This is a genomic window from Nakamurella deserti (assembly GCF_003260015.1).
In the GTDB taxonomy this organism is placed as follows: Bacteria; Actinomycetota; Actinomycetes; order Mycobacteriales; family Nakamurellaceae; genus Nakamurella; species Nakamurella deserti.
Window position 1 is genome coordinate 1,200,108 of the sequence record NZ_QCXS01000002.1, and the last position, 12,166, is coordinate 1,212,273.

The following is a 12,166-nucleotide window of genomic DNA, read 5'->3' on the forward strand; positions in this document are numbered from 1 at the left end:
CTGGGCCCCCTTCCCGACATCGCCGGTGGCGGGCGTCCTGCGTGCGGGCCTGTGTGATAGACCGACGACTGTGAGTGACATGCGGGGGAGCGGGGCCACAGTGCCGCGGGCGGTCGGAACGCGCGGATCCCGGGCGCGCCGCGCCGCGCCCGTGGGGGCGGCCTCCACGATCGGCGCCCTCGGCATCGTCTTCGGCGACATCGGGACCAGCGGGCTCTACACCTACCAACAGGTCCTCAACACCCCGGACGGCCGGCTCGACCGGGTCATGGTGCTGGGCACCGTGTCGATGCTGATCTGGGCGCTGACCCTGGTGGTGACCGTGCTGTACGTGCGGCTGTTGATGCGTATCGACAACGCGGGCGAGGGCGGGCTGCTGGCCCTGTTCGGCCTGCTGCGGCTGCGTGGGGCCGGGCCACGCGTCACCCGGGCGTGCGCGGTGCTGGCCATGGTCGGTGCCGCGACCTTCCTGGGCGATTCGGTGATCACCCCGGCGGTGTCGGTGCTGTCCGCGGTGGAGGGGATCGAGACCTACGACGAGGCGCTGCAGGACGCGGTGGTGCCGATCGCCGTGGTCATCCTCGCCGGGCTGTTCCTGTTGCAGCGGTTCGGCACCGAGCGCATCGGCGGATTGTTCGGGCCGGTGATGCTGGTGTGGTTCGCGATCATCCTGGTGATCGGGGTGGCGTCGCTCGTCCGCAGCCCCGAGGTGCTCGCGGCGGTGTCACCGCACTGGATCGTGCTGCTCGTCGCCGAGCAACCCTGGGTCGCCTTCGTGGCCCTCGGCGGGGTGGTGCTGGCGATCACCGGCGCCGAAGCCCTCTACGCCGACATGGGTCACTTCGGCCGCCGGCCCATCGCGCTGGCCTGGCTGGCCGTGGTGTTCCCCGCCCTGCTGTGCAACTACCTCGGCCAGGGCGCCGAGGTGCTGCGCACCTCCGACGCCGTCCAGGACCCCTTCTGGGACCTCGTCCCCCGGTGGGCCACCCTGCCCACCGTGGTCATCGCCACCCTGGCCACCGTCATCGCCTCGCAGGCCGTGATCTCCGGCAGCTTCAGCGTGGTCCACCAGGCGGGCCGGCTCGGCCTGCTGCCGCGGTTGCGCGTCCTGCACACCTCGGACGAGAACCCCCGGCAGATCTACCTGCCCGCGGTCAACGTGGTGCTGGCGGCGGCGGTGCTGACGCTCGTGCTCACCTTCCGCAGCTCGGAGGCCCTCACCGACGCCTACGGGCTCGCCGTGACCATCACGATCGTCATCACCACGACCATCTACCTGGTCCTGCGCCGGCTCACGACCCCGCGGAGCCCGCAGGTCACCGTCGGCGCGCTCATCCTGCTGGTCATGCTGGTGTTCCTGGCGTCCAACGCCCTGAAGATCCCCACCGGCGGCTGGCTGCCGCTGTCCATCGGGTTCGTCCTCGCCACGCTGATGGGCATCTGGCGGTGGGGCACGGTGCGGCTGCGCCGGCGCCTGCAGGACGACGTGGGCACCGCGGACTTCCGGATCGACACCGAGATCGAGCAGCACGCCGGCGCGACCCGGGTGCCGGGGACGGCGGTGTACCTCACCCGGGTCGCCGACATCGCCCCGCTCGCCCTGCGGTCGATGCTGGACTTCACCCAGGTGCTCCACGAGCACGTCCTGATCCTGCACACGACGGTGTCGGATCTGGCCGTCGTGGCGCCGGCGGACCGGGTCCGTGTCGTCGACCACGGCCGCGGTGTGGTCGAGATCGGCTTCACCGTCGGCTACGACGAGCGTTTCTCGGTGCCCGAACTGGTCGCGTCGGCGGTGTCCGGGAACGAGCTGATGACCGGGGTCGACGTGGACGCGGCGATCTACTTCCTGTCCGAGGTCACCCCGCACCGGCGGCCGCAGACGGTGCCGGCCACCTGGCGGCAGCGGGTGTACATCGGGCTGGACCGGATCGCCCCCGACCGCATCGACGCCCTCGGGCTGCCGACCGACCGCACCGTCGTCGTCGGGCGTGACGTGGTCATCTGAGGCGGGATAGCGTGACCGGGCGGTGACGACGGTGTCGTTCCGCGGGATGGAGGGGACCACACGCATGACCGTTGACGGCAACACCAGGCCGCTGGAAGACGGGATCGTCACCGACTTCTCGCAGCGCATGAGCTACAGCTCGTATCTCGCGCTGGACGAGCTGCTGGCGGCGCAACGCCCGCAGAGCGTCCCCGTCCACCACGACGAGTTGCTGTTCATCATCCAGCACCAGACCAGCGAGCTCTGGATCAAGTTGCTCCTGCACGAGCTGCGGGCGGCCAAGGACTCGATCCGGCTGGACGACCTGCCGACGGCGATGAAGCGCATCGCCCGCTGCAAACACATCCAGGAGACGATGACCCAGCAGTGGTCGGTGCTGGCGACGCTGACGCCCACCGAGTACGTGCAGTTCCGCGGGTTCCTGGCGAGCTCGTCGGGGTTCCAGTCCTACCAGTACCGGGCGCTGGAGTTCGTGCTCGGCAACAAGAACGCGAAGATGCTGGCCGTGTTCGACAGCGAACCGCAGGCTCGTGAGCTGCTGCAGACGCTGTTGGACGAGCCCAGCCTCTACGACGAGTTCCTGCGTTACCTCTCGCGGCAGGGCTTCGACATCCCGGCGCCGGTCCTGGAGCGGGACGTCACCAAGGCACACGTGTTCACCCCCGAGCTGGTGCCGGTGTTCGCGGCCCTGTACGAGGACGCCCATCGCAACTGGAGCGTCTACGAGGCGTGCGAGGAGCTCGTCGACCTCGAGGACAACTTCCAGCTGTGGCGGTTCCGGCACATGCGCACGGTCCGGCGGACCATCGGGATGAAGACGGGCACCGGCGGCTCGACCGGGGTCGACTTCCTGCAGCGGGCCTTGAGCCTCACGTTCTTCCCGGAGTTGTTCGCGGTCCGGACCGAGATCGGCTCCTGACCACGGTCGGTGCCGTCCGCCCGGAACGTCCGGCCACTGATCGACCGCCGGAGCGGGCCGCGCCCGCGGTGACCGTCGCAGCCCCTGCCGTGACCGTGGCGAGGTCGGGCGCGCCGACTCTCCGGCTCAGGTGCCGGTCACGTCCAGGAAGGCGAACGGCGGTTCCTCGGGGTCGAGGATGAGCCGCTCGGTGGCGATGGCGTGTGCCCGGATCTCCGGGCGGGGGTCGACCCTGGCCCGACGGACGGCGGGCAGCGCGGTGTCGCCGAGCATGGCCAGCGCCCGGCAGAGGCTCAGCTGCACGTCCCGCCCGCCGCGCCCGAGCTGCGTGACCAGCAGCTCGGCGAGGGCGGACCGCCGGTCGGGCGGGACGAGGCCGGCCGCGGTGCGCCAGGCGGTGCGGGCGACGGTGTCGTCGGGATGCAGCAGCAGTTCGCGGGTGACGGCCGGCCACGCCCGCCGGTTCCCGATCTTCGACAAGGTGTGCAGCGCCTGGCTTCTGGCCTGGAGGATGTCGGAGCGGAGCTCGAGAACCAGGCGGTCGACCGTGAGGTCCTGGTCGTGGCGGACCAGGGCCCAGGTCAGCATCTCGCGCACCGAGAGATCGGGCTCGACGGCGCACCGCGCGACGAGGACCTCGACGAAGTGCGGATCGGGCCGGGTGCCCGCGGCCATGGCGGCCCGCAGCCGCGCGGAGGGGTCCCGCTGGGTCAGCGCGGCCTCCAGGCGCCACGCCTTTCCGCCGTCATCCATGCCGTCCTCCCGGTCCGCGATCCGACGCCTGCACACCCACCTTGCCCGATCCGCGGCGCCGCCGGCGGCCCGCCCGGCGCGACGCCGGCGCACGGTGGTGCGGTCGGAGGATCGACGCCCCGCCATCGGCACCGTCGGGCACTCACCCGGTGGAAGCGGTGCCCGCCCGTGATCCGTCGCCGGTCTGCGCCATCGCCGCCGACTTCACACGGACGTGCGGGGAGTACCGCGCGACGATGCCGACCCGGATGCGCTCGAAGTCGTCCGGCGCGAGGCGGTCGTCGAGCCCGACGACCGCCTGACCCGCCCGCACGTCGACACCCCACATGATGACGGCACGCGGCCAGTCCGGGTCGGCGACGATGTGGTCGGCGATGCTCCACAACGCGTTCTTGGACAGCTCGCGCTCCTCGATCGTGATGGTCATCCCGCGTTCGCGGGCGAGATCGATGCCCTCCTGGAGCTCGTCACTGATCACCGGGTGGGAGGCCAGCAGGTAGAGGACACCCGCGGTGACGCCCTCCGCGCCCCCGGTGCCGACGTAGCCGGCGTACTCGTCGCCGTGGTCGGTGACGTAGGTGTCGAGGAAGCTGTGGGGTAGTGAGGCGTCCCCACTGTCGCCGAAGATCCTCCTGGCTTCGTCGAGGGATTCGATGACCCGTCCTCCCGTGGTGACCGCGGCCGGATCCTCGGCCGGCGGCACCTCCACCGGCGAATTGTCCGCCGTCGGGACCTCCGCGGACTCCGCCGGCTCGACCGTCGTGGTGACCGGCGGGGCGGACCCGGTCGGCGCGGAGGACTGCGGGGTCCGCGTTCCCGCACATCCGGACAGCATCAGCACCGCCACTCCGAGCACGACAGGCACTCCGGCCCGTGATCCGGGGATCGGTGTGGTCATGTACGCCTCTCGGAGCCGACGGCAGGGGGGTGTGGCCAGAGGTGCATCGTCGCACCGGCGGGCCGCTGGCGCCGATCGGGGCGCTCACGCCGAACGGGCCGCTCGCGCGATCGGGCCCGCCCGCGCGATCGGGCCGCGCGCGCGATCGGGCCGCCGAGTACGGACCGGGTTACGACGCCGAACGGGCCACCCGACCGCCGAACGGTCCGCCGACACGACCGGGCCGCCGACGTGACAGGGCCGCCGACTCAGACAGGTCACGGAGCGCCGAACGGGCCGCCGACGTGACAGGACCGGCGCCGATCCGGCCGCTCGCGCCCGACGGGCCGCTCGCGATCCCGTCGGCGTCTGGTGCGGCCGGGAGCTCCGGCCGGCTGCCGGCACCGGGGGTGCTGCGTCCAAGGCCTTGCGGAACAGGGAGCCGGCGGGAGTCGGCCGGGGGGCTCACCGACCGGTCGGCGGGACCGCATCTTGCCCGGCGGGGTGCCGTCGGCTTGCATGGGGGTTGCGGCCTGGTCCCGTCGGGGCGGGCCCAGCCGAGACCGAAGGGACCAGGTGAACTCGATGGGCGGACACCGCATCTTCGCCACCCCGTACGCCGCCATCCGCCCGCACTACGTGGCCAAGGCCGAACGCAAGGGCCGCACCGCGGCGGAGGTCGATCTCGTCGTGTCCTGGCTGACCGGGTACGACGACGCCGCTCTGACCCGGGCGCTCGAGGACGAAGTGACCCTGGAGCAGTTCTTCGCCGCCGCGCCCGCGATGAATCCGAACGCGTCCCTGATCACCGGCGTGATCTGCGGGATGCGCGTCGAGGAGATCGAGGACCCGTTGATGCGCAACATCCGTTACATGGACAAGCTCGTCGACGAGGTCGCCCGGGGGAAGAAGATGGCGTCGATCCTGCGTGGCTCGTAGCGCCCTGGGGTCGGCGCGTCGACGACGTCCCGCCGCGGCCGCGGGGCGGTCACGTCGGCGACAGCCCGGCGGGCCCGCGGCCGGGTGCGCCGGTGTCCGAGACCTGGTTCGCGACGCCAGGTGTCACTTCAGCCGTCCGGCGCCGGGTGGATCGGGTCCGCCGGCCGCCGACCGGTCATCCGGCGGTCACTGGTGAGCGGCCTCGAACGCCTCGATGATCTCCGCCTTGATGCGCCCGCGGTCGCCGACGGTGTAACCGTTGTTGTTCGCCCAGTCCCTGACGGCAGCGCGCTGTTCCCGCGATCCGGAATCGGACGACGAGGGCTCGCGTCTGGCGGCGGGCGCCCGACCTGTGCGGTGGGCCGGTGGGGCTGCCGAGGGGTAGTACGGCTCGGCGTTGGCGAGTGTCTCGTCGACGTCGGACTCGAACACCTTGTCGAAGACGTCCCCGGGCACGACGACCCGCCGCGGAGCCTGACCGGGGAGGACCACCTCGAGCGTGACGAACTGGTCGCCGGCGTCGAGCAGGCTCTGCACCTCGAGAGCGTAGGCGTCCAATGTCACCGGACGGTTGATGCTGGGGTGGTCCAACACGCGGATCTCGACCAGCTCGTCGGTGTTCTTGATGTCTTTTCCGGTCAGATCGCTGGTGTAGATCCGAACTGTCTTGCTGGCCACCGGAATCTCCTTCAATCGATCATTCATTCGGACAAAGCATAGCCAGAACGCGCAATCACGAGTGATCGACGCGCAATCCGCGGATTTCACGGGCCGAGCCGAATGACCGGCCATCGGGTCACGAACCGGCGTCCGGTCGCGGTGTCGGCGGTGGACCGGTCGCGTGCCCGTCCGCGGCGCTCGTGCAGAAGACGACGGCGCGCACATTCGCACCGCACAGCGACCGATCCCCTGGCACCCCACGAGTTCAGGTGCTGCACAACAGGTCTGGGTACCGACGGCCTCCGGTTCGGCTGGCCCGCTGATGTCGCATCCCGCGGCGCCGACGGCGGTCACCGTCCGCACGACCGGCAGCCACCACGCCGGCCGGCGCTGCGCGTGTCGGGCCACGCCTGGTGCGGTGTTCCGAGCCACGGGGATCGATGAAGTCGAGGAAACAATGGGATGTTCGCCGATCTTCTGCTGGCGGGGCTGTGGTGGGTCGCCGCGTCCAGGCTACTGTTCCGAGCGACTCTTCTCGGCGTCGGTTTCGGTGGCGGCGTGACCGTGTCGGCCACCTCCACCGTCATCGCGGGCGGGAGTTCCCGGCGGCCGACATCAGCACCACCCGGCCCCGACACGTCTCGAGGTCGTCCTGACGCGCGCGGGCGACGTGATCGTCGCAACCGGGTGTGCCTTGCCGGGGCGGCGCCGACCGCAGCTTTCAGCCGTGTGTCCGGCCGCGGTCGAGAACCCGGGTGACTTCTGAGCATCGTCGGGGGTGCATCCGTTGCCAGGGTCGCCGGTCGGAGGCGGGGCGTCGACGAACCGGCCGGCCCGTCACCGACGCGACCGGGCCGTCGCGTCGGTGACGGGTGCGCCGTGGTCGCGCTCCCCGAGGTGTCGGTCGCCGCCGCTGCGATCACTCCGTTTCCGTCGGGCGTCGCGGCGCCACCGGCGGATGCCATCACGAGTCGCCGGTCAGTGCTGCGTCGGGGTGGTCCTGTCGGCGTGGTCCGCGGCGGTGATCAGATGGCGGCGGGTGTCCAGTCCGGGGCGTCGACCAGCAGGACGTCCTTCAGCAGCGTGGCGGCCCGGGTGACGCCTTCGGCGGCGCTCACCAGCGCGTCCTCGTGTTCGATGTTGAGCGTGCCCTCGTAGCCGACAGCCCTGAGCTGGTAGACGAAGTCGGCCCAGAACGAGCTCCCGTCGGCGTGTCCGAGCCCGAGGGTGACGTAGTTCCAGGCCCGTCGGTGTGGGGTGGTGATGGGGACGGTGTCCAGGAGTCCGTCGGTGGCGGCCGCCCACGGGTTGATGCGCACGTCCTTGGCGTGGACATGGAAGATCGACGGACCGAGAGCCCGGATCACCGACGGGATGTCGGCACCCATCCACATCAGGTGCGACGGGTCCAGGTTGGCCCCGACGACGTCGGAGCCGGCGTGGTCGATGAGCCGCTGCAGCGACGAGACGGTGTGCACGAGTTGACTGCCGCAGGCCTCCACGGCCAGCCGGACCCCGTGATCACGGGCGAACGCGGCGAGCTCCGTCCAGTAGGGCAGGGCCACCTGTTCCCACTGGTACGTCAGCGCGGTGATGTTCTCCGGCGGCCAGGCGGTGGTGATCCAGTTCGAGGTGCGGTCGTCCGGGCCGCCGCCGGGTAGTCCCGACATCAGCACCACCGTCGGCACGTCCATGGCGGCGGCGGCGCGGATGGTGTCGCGGACGACCCGGTCGTGCTCGGGGCCGGTGACCGGGTGCAGCTGGTTGCCGTTGGCGTTGAGTGCCGACAGCGTCACGTCGCGGGCGGCGATCTGACCGAGGAATTCCTCCCGCGCGGCCGACGAGCGCACCAGGGCGGCGAGGTCGGCGTGCGGAGCGGTGGACCAGTTGCCGGTGGCGACCTCCACGGACGACAATCCCAACCGCTGGGCGAGGTCGAGGACCTCGGTGAACGGCAGATGACTCACCGAATCGGTGATGAGCCCGATCTTCATCGACGGCCCTTCCTCGGACGCCGGTGCAGGTCGTCGACCGCCCAGCGTGATGTATGTGTGTATGTCCGGACAAATCTATGCCGTTTGCGGTTCCGTCGCCACCCCCGGGGGTCGGCGTGATCGCATCAGCACCTGTGTGGCGAGACCTCCGCCGGATCGAGGAAACTCCGCCGGGGCCCGACCCGGACGTCGTCGGGTGGAAGGCGCCTCGGCGGGCATCGCTGATTCTCGGACCCGGGAGCGGGTCTCGACCGCGAGGACGAGCCGTCCCTGGGAGTGGCTCGTCCCTTGCGTGCCGCCGGCCGACGGCGCCGCGCGACGGCCGGCCACCCGCTCGACTCGGGCTCGCGAGGGGTGTCGGGGGATCCGGAGGGCGATCCTCCCGACCACCCGGAACGGTTCGTCCGAGCCGGCGTTGCGGTGCCGTGGGCGATCGTCGCGCACACGCACAGAACCGTTGCCGCGCAACGGCACCCTTGACACGGGTGATGTGATCACGTCGGCGAGGCCGGATGTGCGGGCGGAGCGAGGGGGAGCGGATGAACAGTGTCGATGGCGGGGAGTGGTGGCTCGGGCTGCTGAAATTCCTGCTCGCGCTGATGGCGTGGTGACGCCGGGCCCCAGCGATCCCGCCACCGACCCGCGGCTCGCCCGGCGGCGATGCGGGGATCGCCACGTCCGCCGCGTCGCACGGGTACGGCAGCGCGCGGCGATCCGGTGATCAGGTCCTCGTTCTGACCTGAACCACCCGGCCCGGGAACCGCGCCCGCGCGGTCAACCACGACGGCGACCGCCGCCGCCACAGACGTGGCTGTGGTGACCCGTCGGCACGGGTGGGTCGACGGACCACCACGTTCGCCGAGGTCCGAGCCCGGGCCCCGATCGCTCGACGGACCACCGCGTTCACCGAGATCCGAGCCTTCTGCCCCCCGCGGTCGACGGACCGCCACGTCCGCCGGAATCCGAGCCTCGCGGGCTCGAAACGGGCAAGCCGTCGAAGGCCCTGGAACCGGCACCGTCGGACGGCCGGCACCACCTGGACGGCCATCCATCCGACGTGCGCCACGCGACGTGCGCCACCCGCTGGTCGGAGACGGACACGTGGCCGACGGACTCCCGGCCCGGCGACCCGCATCCGACCCACGCGACACATGCTCACCGTCCCGCATCTCGCCCGGAACTCCTCGGCTCACCCCTCGTCGGACCCCCACGTCGCGGTCGCCGTGCGGGCCACGTCCACCCTCTGCCGGAGACGCTTCCCACCGTCCGCACACGTTATTGACTGAACGGTCCACTACGGTCTAGCTTCGAGACCGATCAGTCAATAACAGAACGGAGCTCCACCATGGACGCAGTACTCAACGGCAGGACAGCCCTCGTGACCGGTGGCACGTCGGGGATCGGACGAGCGGTCGTACGCCGTTTCGTCGACGAGGGGGCCCATGTCATCGTGACCGGGCGCCGGCAGGCGCAGCTCGACGAGGTCGCAGCGGAGTTCGGCGACGCGGTCACCGCCGTGCGCGCGGACGCGTCGGATCCCGCCGACGTGACCACGCTGTTCGAGGTCGTGGCGGCGCGGGGAAGCGGACTGGACGCGGTGCACGCCAACGCCGGCCTGGGCGAGTTCAAGCCCCTGGCCGACGTGACGGCCGCCGACATCGACGCCGTCTTCGCCACCAACGTCCGTGGCACCACGCTGACCGTGCAGGGCGCGGTGCCCTTCCTCAACGAGGGAGCCGCGATCGTAATCACCGGGTCCACCGCCGGGTCGGGAACCGAGAAGAACTTCGGTCTCTACGGCGCCTCGAAGGCCGCGGTCGCGACGTTGACCCGTACCTGGGCGGCCGAGCTCGCCCCTCGGCGGATCCGCATCAACACGATCATTCCCGGACCGACCGAGACGCCCGGACTCAAGGGGCTCGCCCCGGGCAACGAAGACGGACTCCTGGCGGCGATCGCCGCCGGACTGCCGTTCCGGAGGGTGCTGCGCCCCGAGGAGGTCGCCGCCGCCGTCCTCTTCCTGGTCTCCAGCGAGAGCTCCGGCATGACCGGCAGCGAGGTCTTCGTCGACGGCGGCGCCTCGATCGCCTGACCCCACCGTCCCCACCCACGTCCGGACACCCATCGACCCGCAAGGAAACCCATCTGATGACCGACCACACCACGCCCGTCCCGTTCGAGACCGAGCGTGAGCTCGCGCCGTTGCCCCTGCTGTGGGCCAAGGCGCTCGACCAGGGCGACGCGGACGTCCTGACGGACCTGCTCACCGAGGACGTCGTCGTCGACCTGACCCCCGCCACGACCCGGATCGGACTCGAGTTCCCGGTCCTGACAGGCCGCGACACGGTCGTACCAGCCATGATCGGCTCCGTCGGGCCCCTCGACACCACGCACATGGTGTCCAACGTGACGTTCCGCGCCGTCGACGACGGTTGGGTCGTCGAGGCCTACGCACTGGCGCAGCACTATCTGCCGGGGGAGGGCCCGGACAGCACGAAGACGCGGCACGTGCTGATGGGCAACACCTGGGCTTTCCACGTCCGTCCCACTCCCGCGGGACCGCGGGTGGCGCGATTCACGATGGACAACCGATGGCTCGAAGGCGACCCCTCGGTCCTGATGGCGGCCGTGGCATGAACCAGCCACTCGTCGCGACGGGTCACCCATCGAACCGGGGGTGGCTCGGCGTGAGTTCCGTCGCGCTGGGTTCGTTCGCGATCGTCCTCTCGGAGTTCCTGCCCGTCGGGCTGCTGCCCGCCATCGCCTCCGACCTCGACGTCGGGATCGGAGCCGCGGGCCTGATGGTCGTCGTGACGGGCCTTTTCGCGGCGGTCGCCGCTCCCACCGTCACCGTGGCCGCCTCCGGCCTCGACCGTCGCGTCGTGCTCATCGGTCTGAGTGGACTGCTGGTCGTCTCGGACGTTCTCGCCGCCGTCGCGCCCACCTTCTCCGTCCTGCTGCTGGCCCGGGCACTGCTGGGGGTGGGTCTGGGCGGGTTCTGGGCGATCGGTGCCGGCATCGCCGGCCGCCTGGTGGCGGAGGCGGACACGATCCGGGCGACAGCGCTGATCACCGGGGGCATCTCGGTCGCCACCGTCGTCAGCCTCCCGCTCGGCGCGGCGGTCTCGGCACTCTCGAACTGGCGCCTGGCCTTCGTCATCGGCGGTGTGGTCGGCCTGGTCGCGCTCGGGCTGCAGCTGGCGTACCTGCCGAAGATCATTGCGCCACCACGGGTGCGGGTGTCGATGCTGGGGACGCTGTTCCGCGTGCCGCGCGCCCGGATCGGGCTCGTCGCGGCCGCCTTCGCCTTCGCCGCGCAATTCGCCGCCTCCACCTACATGGCCCCCTTCCTGCAGGACCGGGCCGCCGCCGGTCCCGGCACGGTGACCGTCGCGCTGCTCGCATTCGGCGTGGCGGGGATCGCGGGCAACTTCGTGGCCGGCGTGACGCTGAGCCACAGCGTGCTCGGCACGACCGCGATCGCGAAGGTCGTACTCGCCGTGGCGGTGGTGCTGCTACCGCTGTCGGCGCACGCGCTCGCCGGCGTCCTCGTGCTGGTCGTGGTGTGGGGTTTCGTCTGGGGTGTGCTGCCTCTGGCCCTGCAGACGTGGATGTCGACCGCGTCACCGGCCGGGACGGAGACAGGCCTGGCGCTGTTCGTCACGACGATCCAGCTCGCCCTCGCGGCGGGCTCGGTCCTCGGCGGCGTGGCGGTGACCTCCCTCGGTCTCGACGCGGACTTCCGGCTCGCCGGAGCGGTCGCCCTGGTCGGTGCCGTCCTGTTCGTCGCTCTCGGTTCGCGCACCGCAGCGCCCGGTCCCCGCGGGGAACCGCCCTCCGGTGCGACCGACCGCGGGCACCCGGCGACGGCGACCGAGCGCTGACGGCAGCGCTTCCGCGCGTCGCTTCGGTGCGCGCCCCTGCACCCGGCCGCGTGGGTCCGGTCGGCTCCGGTCCGCCCGTCCCGCATGCGGTCGACCCGCCACGGCTCTGCCGGGATGCCGTCGCCGACCCCG

At 71.4% G+C, this 12,166-nt stretch carries 10 protein-coding genes; 6 read left to right on the forward strand and 4 right to left on the reverse strand.

Annotated elements, in window-relative coordinates; genetic code table 11:
- Positions 1–151: 151 nt before the first annotated feature.
- On the forward strand, positions 152–2,008 hold the full coding sequence (locus DB033_RS05615; RefSeq protein ID WP_157970521.1) for a KUP/HAK/KT family potassium transporter: 1,857 nt from the start codon (positions 152–154) through the stop codon (positions 2,006–2,008).
- A 64-nt stretch (positions 2,009–2,072) separates the two neighbouring features.
- Positions 2,073–2,927 (forward strand): tryptophan 2,3-dioxygenase, encoded by an 855-nt coding sequence (gene kynA, locus DB033_RS05620; RefSeq protein ID WP_111765818.1) that lies wholly within the window; start codon positions 2,073–2,075, stop codon positions 2,925–2,927.
- A 126-nt stretch (positions 2,928–3,053) separates the two neighbouring features.
- Here the strand turns inward: kynA and DB033_RS05625 are convergent, their stop codons facing one another.
- Together DB033_RS05625 and DB033_RS05630 are read right to left on the reverse strand one after the other, a co-directional pair.
- Positions 3,054–3,680 carry a HEAT repeat domain-containing protein gene (locus tag DB033_RS05625; protein ID WP_111765819.1) on the reverse strand — a complete coding sequence of 209 codons (627 nt, stop codon included), beginning with the start codon at positions 3,678–3,680 and terminating at the stop codon, positions 3,054–3,056.
- Between the two features lie 142 nt (positions 3,681–3,822).
- Entirely contained in the window at positions 3,823–4,578 is a 756-nt protein-coding gene (locus DB033_RS05630) for a hypothetical protein (protein ID WP_157970522.1), read from the reverse strand.
- Positions 4,579–5,142: 564 nt separating this feature from the next.
- On the opposite strand from DB033_RS05630, the gene DB033_RS05635 reads away from it, so the two are divergent.
- Complete coding sequence (locus tag DB033_RS05635) at positions 5,143–5,496, forward strand: DUF2200 domain-containing protein (RefSeq protein WP_111767272.1); 354 nt, start codon at positions 5,143–5,145, stop codon at positions 5,494–5,496.
- A 186-nt stretch (positions 5,497–5,682) separates the two neighbouring features.
- On the opposite strand, the gene DB033_RS20550 is transcribed toward DB033_RS05635, so the two are convergent.
- On the reverse strand, positions 5,683–6,201 hold the full coding sequence (locus tag DB033_RS20550) for an Lsr2 family DNA-binding protein (protein ID WP_157970523.1): 519 nt from the start codon (positions 6,199–6,201) through the stop codon (positions 5,683–5,685).
- Positions 6,202–7,181: 980 nt separating this feature from the next.
- The gene (locus tag DB033_RS05645; protein ID WP_111765821.1) at positions 7,182–8,150 is read right to left on the reverse strand and encodes a sugar phosphate isomerase/epimerase family protein; all 969 of its coding nucleotides are present in this window, start codon (positions 8,148–8,150) and stop codon (positions 7,182–7,184) included.
- A gap of 1,345 nt (positions 8,151–9,495) precedes the next feature.
- Here DB033_RS05645 and DB033_RS05650 point away from each other — a divergent pair.
- Genes DB033_RS05650 through DB033_RS05660 form a run of 3 tightly spaced genes read left to right on the forward strand, consistent with a single transcriptional unit; the run spans position 9,496 to position 12,034 of the window.
- Complete coding sequence (locus DB033_RS05650; protein ID WP_111765822.1) at positions 9,496–10,242, forward strand: SDR family NAD(P)-dependent oxidoreductase; 747 nt, start codon at positions 9,496–9,498, stop codon at positions 10,240–10,242.
- Between the two features lie 56 nt (positions 10,243–10,298).
- The gene (locus DB033_RS05655) at positions 10,299–10,787 is read left to right on the forward strand and encodes a nuclear transport factor 2 family protein (RefSeq protein WP_111765823.1); all 489 of its coding nucleotides are present in this window, start codon (positions 10,299–10,301) and stop codon (positions 10,785–10,787) included.
- Positions 10,788–10,837: 50 nt separating this feature from the next.
- The gene (locus DB033_RS05660; RefSeq protein WP_205843664.1) at positions 10,838–12,034 is read left to right on the forward strand and encodes an MFS transporter; all 1,197 of its coding nucleotides are present in this window, start codon (positions 10,838–10,840) and stop codon (positions 12,032–12,034) included.
- Positions 12,035–12,166: the final 132 nt, after the last annotated feature.